The sequence below is a fragment of the Streptomyces sp. GL_141 genome, from assembly GCF_057834385.1.
The window spans coordinates 7,772,825-7,789,885 of record NZ_CM174402.1 but is presented as its reverse complement, the minus strand read 5'-3'; the positions used below and the strand labels follow the sequence as shown (position 1 = coordinate 7,789,885).

The 17,061-nt window shown below is 72.5% G+C and carries 18 protein-coding genes; 7 read left to right on the top strand and 11 right to left on the bottom strand.

Annotated elements, in window-relative coordinates; all coding sequences use genetic code 11:
- Positions 1 to 41: 41 nt before the first annotated feature.
- The 3 genes from AC3IX6_RS34755 to AC3IX6_RS34745 all read right to left on the bottom strand — a co-directional run bounded on the left by AC3IX6_RS34755 (position 42) and on the right by AC3IX6_RS34745 (position 2,096).
- On the bottom strand, positions 42 to 827 hold the full coding sequence (locus AC3IX6_RS34755; protein ID WP_489367248.1) for an electron transfer flavoprotein subunit beta/FixA family protein: 786 nt from the start codon (positions 825 to 827) through the stop codon (positions 42 to 44).
- A 201-nt stretch (positions 828 to 1,028) separates the two neighbouring features.
- Positions 1,029 to 1,574 carry a flavin reductase family protein gene (locus AC3IX6_RS34750; RefSeq protein WP_489367247.1) on the bottom strand — a complete coding sequence of 182 codons (546 nt, stop codon included), beginning with the start codon at positions 1,572 to 1,574 and terminating at the stop codon, positions 1,029 to 1,031.
- A 180-nt stretch (positions 1,575 to 1,754) separates the two neighbouring features.
- Positions 1,755 to 2,096, bottom strand: coding sequence for a thioredoxin family protein (locus AC3IX6_RS34745; RefSeq protein ID WP_489367246.1), 342 nt, complete (start codon positions 2,094 to 2,096; stop codon positions 1,755 to 1,757).
- Between the two features lie 247 nt (positions 2,097 to 2,343).
- Here AC3IX6_RS34745 and AC3IX6_RS34740 point away from each other — a divergent pair, with 247 nt between their 5' ends.
- Positions 2,344 to 3,066 (top strand): lysophospholipid acyltransferase family protein, encoded by a 723-nt coding sequence (locus tag AC3IX6_RS34740; RefSeq protein WP_489367245.1) that lies wholly within the window; start codon positions 2,344 to 2,346, stop codon positions 3,064 to 3,066.
- A 120-nt stretch (positions 3,067 to 3,186) separates the two neighbouring features.
- Here the strand turns inward: AC3IX6_RS34740 and AC3IX6_RS34735 are convergent, their stop codons facing one another.
- Entirely contained in the window at positions 3,187 to 4,404 is a 1,218-nt protein-coding gene (locus AC3IX6_RS34735) for an alginate lyase family protein (protein ID WP_489367244.1), read from the bottom strand.
- A gap of 252 nt (positions 4,405 to 4,656) precedes the next feature.
- Between AC3IX6_RS34735 and AC3IX6_RS34730 the strand changes: the two genes are divergently transcribed.
- A complete protein-coding gene (locus AC3IX6_RS34730; RefSeq protein WP_489367243.1) occupies positions 4,657 to 6,018 on the top strand; it encodes an MFS transporter in 1,362 nt (453 codons plus the stop codon).
- Here AC3IX6_RS34730 and AC3IX6_RS34725 read toward each other — a convergent pair.
- The 6 genes from AC3IX6_RS34725 to AC3IX6_RS34700 all read right to left on the bottom strand — a co-directional run bounded on the left by AC3IX6_RS34725 (position 5,954) and on the right by AC3IX6_RS34700 (position 12,331).
- Complete coding sequence (locus AC3IX6_RS34725; protein WP_489367242.1) at positions 5,954 to 6,553, bottom strand: transglutaminase-like domain-containing protein; 600 nt, start codon at positions 6,551 to 6,553, stop codon at positions 5,954 to 5,956. The two genes, AC3IX6_RS34730 and AC3IX6_RS34725, sit on opposite strands and share 65 nt — an antisense overlap.
- Before the next feature lie 78 nt (positions 6,554 to 6,631).
- Entirely contained in the window at positions 6,632 to 7,735 is a 1,104-nt protein-coding gene (locus AC3IX6_RS34720; RefSeq protein ID WP_489367241.1) for a threonine aldolase family protein, read from the bottom strand.
- Positions 7,732 to 8,493, bottom strand: coding sequence for an SDR family NAD(P)-dependent oxidoreductase (locus AC3IX6_RS34715; RefSeq protein ID WP_489367240.1), 762 nt, complete (start codon positions 8,491 to 8,493; stop codon positions 7,732 to 7,734). The genes AC3IX6_RS34720 and AC3IX6_RS34715 overlap by 4 nt, the downstream gene beginning before the upstream one ends.
- Before the next feature lie 26 nt (positions 8,494 to 8,519).
- Entirely contained in the window at positions 8,520 to 9,935 is a 1,416-nt protein-coding gene (locus AC3IX6_RS34710) for a DUF6421 family protein (protein ID WP_489367239.1), read from the bottom strand.
- An 81-nt stretch (positions 9,936 to 10,016) separates the two neighbouring features.
- Positions 10,017 to 11,192: an alpha/beta hydrolase gene (locus AC3IX6_RS34705; protein WP_489367238.1), complete on the bottom strand. Its 1,176-nt coding sequence runs from the start codon at positions 11,190 to 11,192 to the stop codon at positions 10,017 to 10,019.
- Between the two features lie 11 nt (positions 11,193 to 11,203).
- Entirely contained in the window at positions 11,204 to 12,331 is a 1,128-nt protein-coding gene (locus AC3IX6_RS34700; RefSeq protein WP_489367237.1) for an LLM class flavin-dependent oxidoreductase, read from the bottom strand.
- A gap of 49 nt (positions 12,332 to 12,380) precedes the next feature.
- Here AC3IX6_RS34700 and AC3IX6_RS34695 point away from each other — a divergent pair, with 49 nt between their 5' ends.
- Both AC3IX6_RS34695 and AC3IX6_RS34690 read left to right on the top strand, forming a co-directional pair.
- A complete protein-coding gene (locus AC3IX6_RS34695) occupies positions 12,381 to 12,995 on the top strand; it encodes a PadR family transcriptional regulator (protein ID WP_489367236.1) in 615 nt (204 codons plus the stop codon).
- A 192-nt stretch (positions 12,996 to 13,187) separates the two neighbouring features.
- Positions 13,188 to 13,880, top strand: coding sequence for a glycerophosphodiester phosphodiesterase (locus AC3IX6_RS34690; RefSeq protein ID WP_489367235.1), 693 nt, complete (start codon positions 13,188 to 13,190; stop codon positions 13,878 to 13,880).
- Positions 13,881 to 13,976: 96 nt separating this feature from the next.
- Here AC3IX6_RS34690 and AC3IX6_RS34685 read toward each other — a convergent pair whose 3' ends face one another.
- Positions 13,977 to 14,516, bottom strand: coding sequence for a GNAT family N-acetyltransferase (locus AC3IX6_RS34685; RefSeq protein WP_489367234.1), 540 nt, complete (start codon positions 14,514 to 14,516; stop codon positions 13,977 to 13,979).
- A 134-nt stretch (positions 14,517 to 14,650) separates the two neighbouring features.
- Between AC3IX6_RS34685 and AC3IX6_RS34680 the strand changes: the two genes are divergently transcribed.
- The 3 genes from AC3IX6_RS34680 to AC3IX6_RS34670 all read left to right on the top strand — a co-directional run bounded on the left by AC3IX6_RS34680 (position 14,651) and on the right by AC3IX6_RS34670 (position 17,059).
- Positions 14,651 to 15,211 (top strand): DUF5134 domain-containing protein, encoded by a 561-nt coding sequence (locus tag AC3IX6_RS34680; RefSeq protein ID WP_489367233.1) that lies wholly within the window; start codon positions 14,651 to 14,653, stop codon positions 15,209 to 15,211.
- 81 nt (positions 15,212 to 15,292) lie between these two features.
- Positions 15,293 to 16,231 carry a M56 family metallopeptidase gene (locus AC3IX6_RS34675; protein WP_489367232.1) on the top strand — a complete coding sequence of 313 codons (939 nt, stop codon included), beginning with the start codon at positions 15,293 to 15,295 and terminating at the stop codon, positions 16,229 to 16,231.
- Between the two features lie 72 nt (positions 16,232 to 16,303).
- Entirely contained in the window at positions 16,304 to 17,059 is a 756-nt protein-coding gene (locus tag AC3IX6_RS34670) for a phosphatase PAP2 family protein (protein ID WP_489367231.1), read from the top strand.
- The last annotated feature ends 2 nt before the right edge of the window (positions 17,060 to 17,061 follow it).

Here is a 17,061-nt window from a genome sequence, read left to right as displayed (position 1 = left end):
GACCGAAGCTCTGGATGAACTTCCGGCCGGCCAGACAGTTCTTAAATGAACTTCTGCTCCGCAAGGAAGGCGGCCAGCGACTTCCCACCCTCACCCTCGTCCTTGACGATCGTGCCGGCGGTGCGGGCCGGACGCTGGGTCGCGGAGTCGACCGCGGTCCAGGAGCCTTCGAGACCGACCTCGTCGGACTCGATCTCCAGCTCCTCCAGGTCCCAGGACTCCACCGGCTTCTTCTTGGCGGCCATGATGCCCTTGAAGGACGGGTAGCGGGCCTCGCCCGACTGGTCCGTCACCGAGACGAGCGCCGGGAGGGAAGCCTCCAGCTGCTCGCTCGCGGAGTCACCGTCGCGGCGGCCGGTGACGACGCCGTCCTCGACCTTGACCTCGGAGAGCAGGGTGACCTGCGGGACGCCCAGGCGCTCGGCCAGGATCGCCGGGAGGACACCCATGGTGCCGTCGGTCGAGGCCATGCCGGCGATGACCAGGTCGAAACCGGCCTTCTCGATCGCCTTGGCGAGCACCAGCGAGGTGGCCATGACGTCGCTGCCGTGCAGGTCGTCGTCCTCGACGTGGATGGCCTTGTCGGCACCCATCGACAGCGCCTTGCGCAGCGCGTCCTTCGCGTCCTCGGGGCCCACCGTCAGGACGGTGATCTCCGCGTCGTCGGCCTCGTCGGCGATCTGCAGCGCCTGCTCGACGGCGTACTCGTCGAGCTCCGACAGCAGGCCGTCGACGTCGTCACGGTTGACGGTCAGGTCTTCGGTGAACTGCCGGTCGCCAGTGGCGTCGGGCACGTACTTCACACAGACAACGATCCTCAGGCTCACGCCGGCTCTCCTACCGCATCGACATTTCTGGTACCGCCTTGTTCAGGCAGCATAGGCGCCATCTCGGGCCGTTCCCGCCGGGGCGGCCCGCGCCCCGTTCGGGAATGTTACTCGTCAGTACACAGCGGGTGCCGCCAGGTTGCAAGGCCGGTGAACTGTGATCTGGCCAACGCCGGCGGAACCGGCCCCAGCAGGGACGATTCAGTCCCTCAACGCGTTGAAGCGCCCCTGGTGGTACAGCAGCGGACGGCCCTCGCCGGCCGGATCCCCCACGGGGTCCCCCGCCGGGTCCCCGGCGACCGCCTCCGCGATGATCACCCGGTGCTCGCCGGCCGGAACCCGCGCCACCACCCGGCACACCAGCCAGGCCAGCACGCCGCCCAGGACCGGAACCCCGTGCGGGCCGGGCGCCCAGTCGGTCGCCGCCCCGAAGCGGTCGGCCCCGTTGCGGGCGAACAGGCCCGCCAACTCCCCCTGGTGCTCGCCGAGTATGTGGACCCCGAGGTGCTCGGAGTCCCGTATCGCGGGCCAGCTGGAGGACCCGGTGCCGATGGTGAACGACAGGAGCGGGGGGTCGGCCGAGACGGAGTTGAGCGAGGTCGCGGTGAAGCCCGCCGGCCGGCCACCGCTCTCGGCCGTGATCACGGCGACGCCCGCGGCGTGCCGGCGGAACACCGAGCGCAACAGCGCGGGCGAGCCGGGCAGGCCCACGTCGGCCCGTGGGGACGGAGCAGTCGGAGCCGTCATCAGGAGGTGCCCCGTCCGTAAAGCAGGAGTTCATACCGCATATCGCAAGCCTGGCGATCTCTCGTGTACGCAGTCAAGCCTCAACGGGCAGATGTAGGGCGCGTCACGCTGCGTGCGGACGCGCGTACCGGCTCACCGGACGCCCCCGGCGCCCGCGGCCGGGCGGGTTTCGCGCCCGCGTCACACGGCGGCGCCCAGGGCGGCGATCACGTCCGCCTTGCGCGGCATCCCGACGGCCCGCCGCACGATCCGGCCGGCCGCGTCCAGGACCAGGACGGTCGGGGTCTTCTCGATGCCGAGGGCCCGTACGAGGTCCAGGTTCTTCTCGGCGTCGATCTCGATGTGCCGGACGCCCCCGACCATGGCCGCCACCTCGTCCAGGATCCGCCGGGTGGCCCGGCAGGGCTGGCAGAAGGCGCTGGAGAACTGCACGAGCGTGGCCCGCTCCCCCGGCTCCGCGCCCAGTTCGGCGATGCCCAGCAGGCCTTCGCCCGCGCCTTCGTCCCGTTCGCCCGTGCGCACCCGCGCCCCCCGCTCCGTCGTCGCCCGGCCCGTACGGGCCCTCGCCCATCATCCCGGTACGGTCATACGCTGATCGGAGCGCCCCGCGGGCCCGCCGCATTCCCGGCGTGACGAGAATCTCGCCGGGCACGGGCGTCTGGGCTGGCCTGCGGCTCCCGTATGGGGCACGATCCCCATGGCCGCGTACCTACGCTGCCGTAACTTCCGGCCGGGAGCACCTCCAGGCAGAAAGCGGGGTCTCCCCACCATGGCTGAGCTCGTCTACCCCCCGGTCATCGGAGCAGCGCACACCCTCTTCCGTGCGCTCGACGTCCGCATCGACATGAAGGGCACCGAGAACATCCCCCGCAAGGGTGGAGCCGTTCTGGTGTCGAACCACATCGGCTACCTCGACTTCATCTTCGCCGGGCTGACCGCGCGCCCGCAGAAGCGACTCGTCCGCTTCATGGCGAAGGAGTCGGTGTTCCGGCACAAGGTGTCCGGTCCGCTGATGCGCGCGATGAAGCACATCCCGGTGGACCGCGCCCAGGGCGAGACGGCCTACCAGCACGCCCTCGACTCGCTGCGCTCCGGCGAGATCATCGGCGTGTTCCCGGAAGCGACGATCTCCCAGTCCTTCACGCTCAAGAGCTTCAAGTCCGGTGCGGCGCGCATGGCCCAGGAAGCCGGTGTCCCACTGATCCCGGTGGCACTGTGGGGGACGCAGCGGATGTGGACCAAGGGCCGCCCCAAGGACCTCAAGCGCAGCCACATCCCGGTGACGATGCGGGTGGGCGAGCCGCTGGAGGCGCCCGCCGACCAGTACGCCGGGGCCATCACCCGCCGGCTGCGCGGACGCGTGCAGGAGCTGCTGGACGCCGCTCAGGCCGCCTACCCGGCCAAGCCCAAGGGCGCCGAGGACTCCTGGTGGCTGCCGGCCCACCTCGGCGGCACCGCGCCGACCCCGGAGCAGGTCAAGGAAGCCGGCTGAGGCCTGCCGAGACCCGCTGAGCCTCACGGCAGACCGCGGCCCCGCCCGTCATCGGGCGGGGCCGCGGTCGCGCGTCGGGGTGCGTCGGGGGTCGGGGGTGCGTCGCGGGTCAGGGATGCGTCAGTTCGGGTTCTCCGCGTGGGTCAGCGTCTCCCACGCCTCGAAGTGGTTCTCGGTTCCGGCCGGGCGGCGGCCCTCGGTGAGCCGGCGGGTGTTCTCCATCGTGACGCCGAGCCGGGTGTGCAGGGCGTTGTAGCCGACCTCGGTCGCCGGACCGAGCCCCTTGGCCAGACTCCCGCCGCACAGCCAGGAGGGCACGGCCTCACCGAGTTCGTACTTGGCGTGGAAGCCCAGCGCGTGGCGGAAGCGGTCCTTGAACTCCGGGTACAGGTCGCGCCCTTGGATGCGCGAGGTCTCGGCCACGTGCATGGCCGCCGCGATGCCCATTCCGGTGTGGCCGAAGTCCCGGCAGGTCTCCTGCGCCAGACCGTCCACGAAGGTGCTCTGGTTGTGCCAGTAGCCGATCAGCTCGCTCCTGGTGTCGATCGTGGAGCGCGGCGGATACACGGGCTGCGGCCCGTCGGAGGCCAGGTAGAAGTAGGCGGGCACCCGGCCGAGGTAGACCGCCAGCGCCTTGTCGTAGCTCGCGCGGTCGTCGAGGTGGACGGAGATGCCGACGGCGGCGTCCATCATGATCAGTTCCCAGTTGCCGTTGCTGTTCGGCCTCCCGCCGATCACCTCGGGCAGGTAGACCTCGCGCAGCATCGTGGCGAAGCGCCCCTGGCCCGGCCAGCCGCCGGTGTAGGTGTGCTTGACGATCTCGGCGGCGCGCGGCCAGGTGGAGCCGGCCCAGCCGCTCTGCAGCGGGGCGTTGCTGTTGGTGTGGTCCTTGATCCGCGCGGACCAGGCGTCCATCAGCTCGATCGACTTCTTCGCGTACCGGGCGTCGCGGGTGATGTACCAGGCGAGCGCGTCGGTGTACGCGGCTATGGCGTCCTCCCGCTCGTCGGTGCAGCCGAGGTTGGGGTTGGAGTAGGAGCCGCATTCGACGATCTCGCGCGGCTTGGGCGTCCGGGACAGCGACCCGTACCGGCTCGCGAGCATGTCGTCGAACGCCGCTTTCCACGGCTGCTGCCCGGCCTGCACCTTGGCCCGTACGAAGTCCAGCTGGGCGCGGCTGTTCAGGACTCCGGGGTGGGCGAAGGCCGCGGGGGCGGCGGCGAGTACGGCAGGGGTGGGGGTGTCGGGGGTGACGGCGGCGGAGGTGGGGGCGAGGGTCAGCGCCGTGACCAGGCCGAGGGCTGCGGCGAGCAGCCCGGCGGGGACTCCGTAACGCATGAAGCGCCTTCCGGTCGGGGGTCGGAGATCGGAGGTGGGGGGTCCTTCGGAGGGGCCGTGGGAGGCCCTGGGGGGCCGTGTCGGGTCCGTGGGGGGATTCCTGCGGCCGAAGATACTCATGCGCATGCCAAGCTGACAACGATGTCAGACAGGAAAGTTTCCTATTGACCGAAAATCGCGATCCTTTCGCCCTACACCCGTATGGCGTAACCTCGCACCCCTCTGCCACGTCACCTGGCGAAAGGGGCCGGAATGCCGGGGCTCGGACGGTACTTGGCCGCCGCACTGGCGGCGCGCTTCGCCTCCGAGGGCATGGGCATGGCCGTCGTGCTGCTCGCCCTCCAGCGGACCGGGAGCGCCGCCCACGGCGCGTTCGTGCTGACCGCCTGGCTGGCCCCGCACGTGCTCGCGGCTCCCCTCGCGGGCGCCGCCGCGGCCAGGTCGCGCCGGCCCCGCCTCTTCCACGTGGGCGCCCTGGCGGGATTCACCACGGCCGTGGCCGCCTTGGCGTTCCTGCTCGGGCGGGCTCCCACTCCGGTGGTGCTCGCGGTGGCGGTGCTCGGCGGCTCCTGCGGGCCGATGGTGACGGGCGGGCTGTCGAGCCTGGTGGCGGGGCTGGTCCCGCCCGGCGCCGCGCGGGACCGGGCGTACGGCTGGGACGCGTCGACCTACAACGGGGCCGCGGTCACCGCTCCGGCGGCCGTCAGCCTGGTCGCGGCCTTCGGCTCGGCCGGGCCGGCGATGGCCCTCCTCGCGGCGTCCGGCGCACTGGCCGCGGTCCTGGCGGCGACCCTTCCCTACGCGAACCCCGGCCGGCGGCCCGCCCCCGGCGCACCCCGGGCCGGCCTGGGCTCCGGACTGGCCGCCCTGTGGCGGGTCCGGGAGCTGCGGGCCGTCACCTCGGCCACGACCCTGGCCTTCGTGGGCATCGGGGCGCTCACCACCACCGCGGTGCTCCTGGCCACCACCCTCGGCAGCCCGGGGGGCGGTGGGGTGCTCATGACCGCCTTCGCGCTGGGCGCCCTGACCGGCTCCCTGACCCTGGGCCGGATCACGTCCGTGCCGCCGGGCCGGCTGGCCCGCTGGGCCATGGCGGCGACCGGGGTGGCGCTGACGGCGGCCGCGTTCACCCCGTCCGTCACCCTCACGGCGGTGGCGTTCGCGGCCGCCGGGGTGTGCGACGGCCCGCTGCTGACGGCCACCCTGCGCATCCGCTCGGAGTTCGCGCCCGAGGAGGCGCGGACCCAGGTGTTCACGCTCGGCGCCGGACTGAAGGTGACGGCGGCATCGACGGGCGCCGCGCTCGTGGGGCTCGCCGCAGCCGTACCGCCCTGGATCCTGGTGCTCGCGATCGCCGCCCTGCAACTGGCCGCGGCCCTGCTGCACACCGCGGTGGCGGCGCGCGGCCGGGACCGGGACGCGACCCCGGGCGCGGTGGCCGCCTCCGGCCCGGCGGCCACCGGGCCGTCGAGCACGGGGCAGCCGTCGGCTACGGGTCCGGCGGTTACAGGTCCGGTGACTGCGGGTCCGGCGGCTACGAGCCCGGCGCCTACAGGCCCGTCGGCAGGCTCCGCCACAACTGCGGCCGGTCCGCGGACTCCTGGAGCGCCTTGAGCGTGGCCGGGTGCGCAGCCGCGTACAGCACGGGGTAGTCGATCTCGCCGAGCTCCGGGCGGACGGGGAAGGCGAGTTGTTCGCGGTCCAGGGTGAACTGGGCGTCCACCCCCGGCTTGTTGCCCCGGGGGTCCACCCGGGACCAGTCCTCGCCGCCGGGCAGGCGCAGCGCGACGAGGCCGTGGATGACGAGGTTGGATCCGTCGTCGTCGCCCAGGAGCTGGTAGCAGAGGCCGGCCGGGATGCCCCGGGCGCGCAGCAGCGCGGTCAGCGCGTGGGCCTTGGCGTAGCAGATCCCGTTGCGCGTCCCGAGGACGTCGGAGGCCCGCCACGCGACGCGGTCGTCGCCGGAGTCGGCGGAGTGCGGGATGGCGTCACGGACGAACTCGAAGGCCGCCTTGGCGTATGAATATGCATCGCCGGTGGCGGTCCAGAGGGCATCGGCGGTCTCTTCGACCAGCGGATGGCCGTGATCGACCACGTCATCGGCGGCCAGATAGGCGGCAAGGTCAGTATGCTCCTGGATCAATTCCATGATCCAGGAGCATACTCATGCATTAATCTGCATGCCTATAGATATATGACGTGGGGTACGAGGAAGGGCCGGCGGGTCTTAGCGGGCCAGCTCTTCCTTGAGGGCCTGGAGGAAGCCGTCCACGTCCTCCTCCTGGGTGTCGAAGCTGCACATCCACCGGACGTCGCCCGCGATCTCGTCCCAGAAGTAGAAGCGGTAGCGCTCCTGCAGCCGCCGCGTGACCTCGTGCGGGAGCCGCGCGAACACGGCGTTCGCCTGCACCGGGTAGAGGATCTCCACCCCGTCCGTCTCGCGCACCCCGGCCGCCAGCCGCTGCGCCATCGCGTTGGCGTGGCGGGCGTTGCGCAGCCACAGGTCCTTCGCCAGGAGCGCTTCGAACTGCACCGACACGAAGCGCATCTTGGAGGCGAGCTGCATCGACATCTTGCGGATGTGCTTCATCTGCCGGACGGAATCCGGGTTCAGCACGACGACGGCCTCGCCGGCCATCATCCCGTTCTTGGTGCCGCCGTAGGACAGCACGTCCACGCCGACCGCGTTGGTGAAGCTGCGCATCGGCACGTCGAGCGAGGCCGCGGCGTTGGCTATCCGGGCACCGTCGAGGTGGACCTTCATCCCCTTGGCGTGCGCGTGCTCGCAGATGGCACGGACCTCGTCCACGGTGTAGACCGTGCCGAGCTCGGTGTTCTGGGTGATCGAGACGACCTGCGGCATCGCCCGGTGCTCGTCCTCCCAGCCCCAGGCCTGCCGGTCGATGAGCTCGGGGGTGAGCTTGCCGTCCGGCGTGGGGACGGTGAGCAGCTTGAGGCCCGCCATCCGCTCGGGCGCACCGCCCTCGTCGACGTTGATGTGCGCCGACTCGGCGCAGATCACGGCGCCCCAGCGGTCGGTGAGCGCCTGCAGGGCGGTCACGTTGGCGCCGGTGCCGTTGAAGACCGGGTAGGCCTCGGCGTCCGGGCCGAAGTGGCCGCGGAAGACCTGCTGGAGGTGTTCGGTGTACTCGTCGTCGCCGTAGGAGACCTGGTGGCCCCCGTTGGCGAGCGCGATGGCCGCGAGGATCTCCGGGTGGATCCCGGCGTAGTTGTCGCTCGCGAAACCGCGCACCGCCGGGTCGTGGTGCCGACGGGCATCGGTCTTCGCGGCGGACTTGCGTATCGCGGTCTTCACGACACCGGTCTTCACGGTTGGGGGGTGAGCCACAGGCGCTGTCCGTTCACATCGGTGGCGGGCCGCTCCCAGACGCCGGCGATGGCCTCGGCCAGCTCCTTGACGTCGGTGAAGCCCGCGAACTTCGCAGTGGGACGCTCGGCGCGCATCGCGTCGTGCACCAATGCCTTGATCACCAGGATCGCAGCCGCGGCGCCCGGACCGTCCTCGCCACCCGCCTTGCGGAAGGAATCCGCCATCGCGAGCGTCCAGGCCTCGGCCGCCGCCTTGCCCGCGTTGTACGCGGCGTTGTTGGCGACCGGCTTGTGCGCACCGGACTGGCTGACCAGGACGTAGCGCCCGCGGTCGCTGCGCAGCAGCCCGTCGTGGAAGGCGAGCGAGGTGTGCTGGACCGTGCGGATGAGGAGCTTCTCCAGGAAGGCCCAGTCCGCGAGGTCGACGTCGGTGAAGGTCTTGCTGCCGCGCCAGCCGCCGACGAGGTGGACCAGGCCGTCGATGCGGCCGTACTCCTTCTCGGTCTGCTCGGCCCAGGCCTTGGTGGCGTCCAGGTCGAGCAGGTCGACGGTGTCACCGGTGATGGTGGCGCCGCCGTGGGCGTAGCGCGCGGCGTCCACGGCCTCGGCGAGGCGGGCCGCGTCGGCGTCGGAGGCGACGACCACGGCTCCCGCCTCGGCGAGGCGGAGCAGAGTGGCGTGGCCGGCGGGCCCGCCGGCCCCCGCCACCGCCACTACCGCCCCGTGGAGCTTCCCGTTTCCGTTACCGGAGCCGTTCATCTGTGCAGCCTCCTGTGGGCGAGCGCTCACGCGGCGACCCGCGCGGCGGTCTCGCGGTCCGCGGCGTTCCCTGCCGTGATGCCCTTGGTCGAGGCGATCACGCCCTTGAGCTTCTTGGCCAGGGCCTCATAGAACATGCTCAGCGGAAACTCGTCCGGAAGCACGTCGTCCACGAGTTTGCGCGGCGGCTGCGTCAGGTCCAGGGCGTCGGGGCCCTTGGCCCACTTGGACCCCGGGTGGGGGGCGAGGTACTCGGCCACCAGGTCGTACGCCTTGAACCAGTGGACGAGCTTCGGGCGGTCGATGCCGGCCCGGTAGAGGTCCTCGATCTCCGCGCACAGCTGGTTGGTGACCTGCGGGGCGCGCATCCAGTCGATCTTCAGCTTGTTGTCCGTCCAGCGCACGACGTCGTGCTTGTGGAGGTACGCGAAGAGGAGCTGGCCGCCGAGGCCGTCGTAGTTGCGGTTGCGGTCGCCGGACACCGGGAAGCGGAACATCCGGTCGAAGAGGACGGCGTACTGCACGTCACGGCCGTGCTCGTTGCCCTCCGACTCCAGCTTCACGGCCTCCTTGAAGGCGGTGAGGTCGCAGCGCAGCTCCTCCAGGCCGTACATCCAGAACGGCTGGCGCTGCTTGATCATGAAGGGGTCGAACGGCAGGTCACCGTGGCTGTGGGTGCGGTCGTGGACCATGTCCCACAGGACGAAGGCCTTCTCGCAGCGCTCCTGGTCCTCGACCATCCGGGCGATGTCCTCGGGCAGCTCGATGCCCAGGATGTCCACGGCGGCCTCGGTGACCTTGCGGTAGCGGGCGGCCTCGCGGTCGCAGAAGATGCCACCCCAGGTGAAGCGCTCGGGGGCCTCGCGCACCGCGATGGTCTCCGGGAAGAGCACGGCGGAGTGCGTGTCGTAGCCCGGGGTGAAGTCCTCGAAGGTGATGCCGAGGAAGAGCGGGTTGTCGTAGCGCGTGCGCTCCAGCTCGGAGAGCCACTCGGGCCACACCATCTTCAGCACGACGGCTTCGAGGTTGCGGTCCGGGTTGCCGTTCTGCGTGTACATCGGGAAGACCACGAGGTGCTGGAGCCCGTCGGCGCGCTCGGCGGCCGGTGCGAAGGCCAGCAGGGAGTCGAGGAAGTCCGGCACGCCGAAGCCGCCGTCGGCCCACTTGCGCAGGTCGCCGATGAGGGCCGCGTGGTACGCGGCGCCGTGCGGGAGCAGCGGCGACAGCGTCTCGATGCCCTCGATCACGCGCTCGACCGCGGCCGGGGCGGCGATGCGGGCGTGGTGCCCCTCGCGCTCGAAGTCGATGGAGCCGTCGGCCGACTGCCAGGGCCGGATCTCCTCCACGGCGGCCTTGAGCTCGGGCCACGCCGGGTGGTCGACCACCCGTACACCGGCGGTTATCACGGCACCGCCGATACCCGGCACAAGAGTTTCCGTCATGTCACTTCCTCCACAGGAGAACCTCACGTCGGCACAGCGTAAACGGGTGAGGCTCTCCCACTCAAGAGGAGATCCGGGAAATTATCCTGCGTCACCCCCGGTTTCACCGGAAGTCTTCCCGTTCTTATGCGTGGAGTCGATGACTTCGCCCAGTCGCGCCAAGGCCTGACGGGCCTCGGGGAGTACTCCGGCCAGCGCGAGGAACCCGTGGAACATCCCGGGGTGGGAGTCGAGGGCCGAACGGACCCCGGCCCCGAGCAGCCGGTGGTGGTACGCCACCCCCTCGTCCCGCAGCGGATCGCAGCCGGCGACCACCACGTACGCGGGCGGCAGCCCGTGCGGGTCCCCGGCGAGCGGGGAGGCCAGCGGATGGCCGCCGTCGCCGCCGGGGCCGAGGTACTGCTCCCAGAACCAGCGCAGGTGCGCCGCGGTCAGGAAGTAGCCCTCGGCGTTGCTCCGGTAGGACCCGGTGTCCCGGGCGGCGTCCAGGCACGGGTAGATCAGCACCTGGAGGGCGACGGCGGGGCCCCCGCGGTCGCGCGCCAGCAGGCAGGAGGCGGCGGCGAGGTTCCCGCCGGCGCTGTCGCCCGCCACGACCAGGGCGTCCGGGTCCCCGCCGAGCTGGTCGAGGTGCGCGCCGGCCCAGCACAGGGCGGCGTACGCGTCGTGGACGGCGGCGGGGAAGCGGGCCTCGGGTGCCCGCCGGTAGTCCACGGAGACCAGGACGGCCCCGGAGGCCCGGCAGAGCGCCCGCGCGGTGGCGTCGTAGCCGTCGAGGTCGCCCAGGACCCAGCCGCCCCCGTGGCAGAACACCACGGTCGGCCGGGACCCCGGCCACCGCTCCGGCTCGGGGTAGTAGACGCGCACCGGGACCGGCGGCGCCCCGGCCGGCCCGGGAACCTCCCGGTCCTCCACGGCGCCCACGACGGCCGGCCGGGCCGTCGCGGGCACGGCGGCGAGGATCCGGCGGGCCTCGTCGGCGTCGGTGACGCGGCCCCCGAGATCGGGGAAGAGAGCGGCCAGCGCGTCGACGAAGGGCCGCACGGCGGGATCGAGCCGGTCACCCCGGGAGGGGCGGTCGGCCCGGTCGGGCCCATCGAGCCGGTCACCCCGGGAGGGGCGGTCGGCCTGGTCGGGCCCATCGACCCGGTCACCCCGGTCCGCCCCGTTGGCCCCATCGGCCCCGCTGGCCCGGTCGACCGCGTCCGCCCCATCCGCCCCGTAGGCCCCATAGATCCCATCAGCCACATCCGTCACGGCGGCAGCCCCTACGCCCGCTGGTTCGCGAAGTGCGGGATGACCTTCTCGCCCCACTGCCGCAGGGTCTCCAGGCAGGCCTCCTGCGGCACGGTACCCATCTGGATCAGGCACATGATCTCGTCGGCCCCCGCCTCCCGCAGCCGCTCCACGTACGCGATCGCCTCGTCCGCGCTCCCGTAGGCGTGGTCCGCGTTGAAGGTGGCCGTCGCGGTGGGCCGCACCGGGATGTCCTGCTCGTGCAGCCGGGCCACCACCTGCTCGGCCGCCCTGCGCATCTCCGCCCCCTCGTCGGCGCCCGCGACCACTGCCTCGTCCGGCACCCCCGCCCCGCCGTACCAGTGGCCGATGGACTGCGCGAAGAACCGCTGCCCCCGGATCCCGATCCGGCGGGCCTCCTCCGGGTCGTCGAGCACGATCGTCGGGCAGAGCACCGAGAAGTGGTCGTTGACGGCCGTCGAGACGAAGCGGCCGCCGTCCCGGCCGGCGATCGCCGCGTCGTAGACCGACCGCATCCCCGCGATGGACTCGGGCCCGGCGAACCCCATCACCAGCACCCCCACGCCCAGTTCCGCGGCCTGCACCAGGGTCTCGGCCCGGCTGCACGCGAGGAACAGCGGCGGATGGGGCCGCTGGCTCGGTCGCGGCAGGATGGGGTGCGGATCGATGTCGATGAGCTCCCCGTGGTACTCGAGCTCGTCCTCCTGCCAGGCCTTCCCGATGATCCGCAGCGCCTCCTCCACCTCCGCCGTGGTGCGGTCCTTGTCCACCCCGCACAGCGAGGTCTCCTGCACGGTGCCGCCCCGCCCGGCCCCGAGGTCGACCCGCCCGCCGGACAGCAGGTCGAGCATCGCGGCCCGCTCGGCGACCCGGACGGGGTGGTTGAAGGCGAAGGGCATGCACACGACCCCGTGCCCGATGCGTATGGTGTTGGTCCGGGCCGCCACCCAGGTCAGGAAGATCTCGGGAGCACTCATGTGGGCGTACCACTTCAAGGAGTGGTGCTCCACGGCCCATATGCGGTCGAACCCCATCCGCTCGGCGAGCACCGCCTGCTCGACGCAGTCCCGGATGACCTGGTGCTCCCGTTCCACGGTCGGGTCGGCCAGTTGAGCCTCGAAGATGACGGAGAATTTCACGGTGCCTCCAGGGTCGCGTCCCGTGCCGGGTCTCACTTCAATTCGAAATATGACTAGTAGTCAGAAGCCGAAGAAGCAAGAGCTTCCACCGACCGCGTGGGCGGTACTAGGCCTGCTCTCCTTCCCCGGGGAGCGGACCGGCTACGAACTGAAGAAGTGGGCGGACTCCTCGCTGCGCTTCTTCTACTGGTCCCCGGCCATCAGTCAGATCTACGCCGAACTGCGCCGCCTGGAGGAGCTCGGCTACGCGGCCTCCGTGCGCTCGGGGCCCGAAGAGGCGCGGGCCAAACGCCGCTACGGCATCACCCCCGCCGGGCGCGAGGCGCTGGCCGGCTGGGCCTCCGACGTCGCCGAGGCGGGGCCCCCGGTGCTCAAGCACGGGCTGCTGCTGCGGGTCTGGCTGGGTCACCTGGCCGAGCCGGAGCGGCTGCGCGGCATGGTGACGGAGCATCTGGAGCGCACCACCGAGGAGTTGGCCGCCGTACGGGAGGCCATGGCGCACGCGGCCGCCGAGCCGGACTGGGCGTTCCCGGTCCTCGCCCTGCGCTGGAGCGAGCGCCAGCACCTGGCCGAACTGGAGCTGACGCGGGCGCTGCTCGCGGACCTGGAAGGACTGGGCGGGCAGGAACGTCAAGCCGGTGGGGACGCGCCCACCCCCGGGTGACCACGCGAGCCGCGCCGGGGGCTCCCCAGCCCCCGGCGGGCCCGCCGGGAAGCGGCCGGACGGCGTTGCGGAGCCCCCGCAAAGGCGGTTTCATCGCACGCGGGGCGCACTAGCATGCGCCTCACATCGCGCGCGGCCGGTCGGGACACCGCGACCGCGCGGGGAGCCGCCGTCGACGGAAGGATGAGAACCTTGACTTTCCTCACCATCGGGCACCGCGGGGTCATGGGTGTCGAACCGGAGAACACCTTGCGCTCGTTCGTCCGCGCGGAACGTTCCGGCATGGACGTCGTCGCTCTGGACGTGCGGCTCAGCAAGGACGGCGCCCTCGTCGTCCTGCACGACGCCGAGGTGGACCGGACCACCGGCGGTTCGGGAGCCGTGGCCGACATGACCCTGGCCGAACTGCGCGAACTGGACGCCGGAGACGGCGAGCACGTGCCGGTCCTGGACGAGGTCCTCGACGCGATCCGCGCCCCGCTCCGGATCCAGGTCCACGACCTCGCCGCCGTCGGGACCTTCGCGGAGCTGCTGCTGCGCCGCGATCTGACCGGCCGGGTGGAAGTGGCGTCCTTCCGCGACGAGGTGCTCGTGGAGGCGGCCCGGCTGGTGCCGGGCGTACGGACCGTGCTCTACGCGAACCAGACCCCGGCGGACGCCGGGGAGGTCGTCGCCCGGGCGGCCCTGGCGGGCGCGGAGACGGTGGCCCTCAACATCGGCCACCTCACCCTGCACACCGTGGAGGCGGCACACGAGGCCGGGCTGCGCGTGACGGGGTGGACGGTCAACACGCTGGAGCGGCTGCGGCTGGCGCGGGCCCTCGAACTCGACGGCGTGCTCACCGACTTCCCCGAGATCCGCTCCACGGGCCGCTTCACCGCCTGAGGACCGCGCACGACGGACGGCGGGGCGGCGGACCCGCACGGCGGGCCGGCGGACGGGCCCGCGGGCACCGCCCCGCCGCCCCGTCCGTCCCCGCGACTACAGCGTCTTGACCAGCAGTTCGAAAGCCAGGTCTTCGCGGAGCGGGACGCCGAACCGCTCGTCCCCGTAGGGGAAGGGGCTCATCTCGCCGGTGCGCTCGTAACCGCGGCGCACGTAGAAGGCGATGAGCTCCTCCCGCACGTTGATCACGGTCATCCGCATCTCCTTGGCCGCCCACTGCTCGCGGGCGCGGCGCTCCGCCTCCAGCATGACCGCCTTGCCCAGCCCGCCGCCCTGCTGACCGGGCCGTACCGCGAACATGCCGAAGTAGACGTGGTCACCGCGGTGTTCGAGGTGGCAGCAGGAGACGATCTCGCCGGCGCGCTCCGCCACGAGGAGCATGCCCTCGGGGTGCGCGACGATCCGGGCCACGTCCTCGGCGTCGGTGCGCTGGCCGTCCAGGAAGTCCGCCTCGGTGGTCCAGCCCCCGCGGCTCGCGTCTCCCCGGTACGCCGATTCCACGAGCGCCACCAGCTCCGGGATGTCCGCCTCCACGGCACTGCGGTAGGTCAAGACGTGGGGGGCGGCGCTCGGCATCGAGGGCTCCGTTCTGCGCGAGGTCTGCGACGTGCATCTTCCGGTGGTCGCACAGAGCCTAACCTCGCCCGGCGTGACGGCCGTGTGAAGGGGGCATCTCTTCCGGTGAAGCCGACGAACCGGGAGGTTCCGCCGTGCACGGTCCCGCCACGTCCCTCTCCACCTCCGTCTCCGCCTGGCTCCTCGTCCTGCTCTGCGCGGTGAGCGGGGCGTACTGTCTGCGGCGCGCGGGGAGAGCCGGCGGCGGACCGGCTGCCGGGGAGGCGGCGATGGGCTTCGGCATGGCCCTGATGGCGGTGCCGCTGCGGCTGGGCGGTGGCTGGCAGGCGCCCGTGCTCGGCGCGGTCTTCTGCGGGGCGGCGCTGCACGCACTGTGGCTGCTGCGCGGCGGCGCCCACCACGCGCACCACCTGGTGGGCTCGCTGACCATGGTCTACATGGCGCTGGCCGCCGGTACGGGCACGGGCGCGGCATCGGGGTCCGCGGGGCACGCCCACGGGCAGGGCGCCGGGCTGCCGCTGCTCACGGGCCTGCTGCTCGTCTACTACGCCGGGTACGTGGTGCTGGGCGGCGCCCGGCTGGTCACCGTCGGCGCCGCGGGCGGCACCGGAGCGCCCGCCGGACCGGCGGAAGTGATCCGGGCCTGCCGACTGGCCATGGGAATGGGCATGTTGGCGATGCTGCTCACGATGTGAGGCCGCGGGGCAAACGTGTCCTGCGTCACCCTTGGCCCGGACCATACCCGCAGGTAGTCGCACGCTCCTAGGCTGAGCCCCATGATGGTCCCCGCCGTTCTCCTGCTGCTCGGCGCCCTGACCGCGGTGCTCGCACCCCGCCTGCTGGCCCGGGCCGAATGGCCCGAGCACGAACCCGTCGTGGCCCTGTGGGTGTGGCAGTGCGTGGTCGGCGCCGTGCTGCTGTGCTTCGCCCTGTCGATGCTGCTGAGCGCGGCCGCCGCCTGGCAGGCCGTCCGGGGCCGGCTGTTCGCCCCGGCGCCGCACGGGGTGGTCGACGCCTACGCGCTGGACGCCGCGGGCGGGCTCTGGGCCGCGGGCACCGCCGTCGCGCTGGCGGGCGGCGGGCTGTGGACCGGGGGGATGCTGGCCCGGGAGATCCTGCGGGCACGCGCCCGCAGGCGTGCGCAGGGCGCCGAACTGCAGTTGCGGGCCCCCCTGTTGCCCGGGGAGCAGGCCACCGGGGCGCGGCTCGTGGTCCTGGAGGGGCAGCGGCCCGACAGCTGGTGGCTGCCGGGTCCGGTCCCGCGGCTGGTGGTCACGACGGCGGCACTGGGCCGGCTCAAGGGGAGCCAGCTGGACGCCGTACTGGCCCACGAGCAGGGGCACGCGGCGGCCCGGCACGACTGGCTGCTGCACTGCTCGCGGGCCCTGTCCGGGGGATTCCCGCAGGTACCGGTCTTCGCCGCGTTCGAGGCGCAGATGCACCGGCTGGTGGAGCTGGCGGCCGACGACGTGGCCTCGCGCCGGTACGGGCGGCTGACCACGGCCCTGGCACTGATCGGCCTGAACGAGGACCGCGGGGTCTTCGGCCCGTCCCCCGCGCCGCACGCCCACGTCCCCGAGCGGGTCCGGCGGCTGCTGGCGGCCGCGCCCCGCCTGTCGGCCGTGCGCCGGATGCGGCTGACGGCCCTGGCGATGCTGGCTCCGGCGGTGCCGGTGCTGGTGGCCTTCGGACCGGGACTCAGCGCACTGACCTGAGGGCGGCCGATGGGGATCGCGGGGCGGCCGCCCTTACGCGGCATCGACGCCGCCGGATGCGAGGATCGGCGGATGCGGAGCGCTCACGTACGGTTGCCGGCCCCCCTGGCGTGCGCGCTGTCCGCCGCGGCGCTCGCGTCGATCGTGCTGACGGTCCTGGTGGCCGTCCGCTGGGGTCCGCTGATGTCCCTCGACGGCCGGATCGCACGGACCCTGCACTCCTACGCCGTCTCCCATGCCGGGGTCACCCGGCCGGTGCGGGTGCTCAGCGACTGGGTGTGGGACCCGTGGACCATGCGGGCCCTGGCGGGCGCGGCCTGCCTGTGGCTGTGGTGGCGGGGCAGCGGCCGGTGTGCGCTGCGGATCGCGCTGGCCACCCTCGCGGCCTCGGCGGTGAGTCAGGGGCTGAAGTTCTGGGTGGGGCGGGAGCGGCCGGTATGGCCGGATCCGATCGTCTCCGCGGACTACGCCGCCTATCCGTCGGGGCACGCCCTGACGGCGACGGTGGTCTGCGGCCTGCTCGTACGGCTGGTCGTACGCGGTCCGGCGCGGCCGTCCTCCGAGGGGTTCTCCGACGGGTTCCCCGGCCGGTTCTCCCGCCCTGTCTCCCGCCCGCTCGCGCGGTCCGTCGCGGCCCTGGCGCTGCTCCTGGCCGCGGTCTCGGTGCTCGGGGTCGGCTTCACCCGGATCTACCTCGGCGTCCACTGGTTCTCGGACGTCCTGGCGGGCTGGCTGCTCGGTGTGGTGATCGTGGCGCTCGCGGTCTCGGACGGTGCCTGCTCTGGGCGATCCCCCGTGTCGCCCAGAGCAGGCGGTCCGGCGCGCTGAGT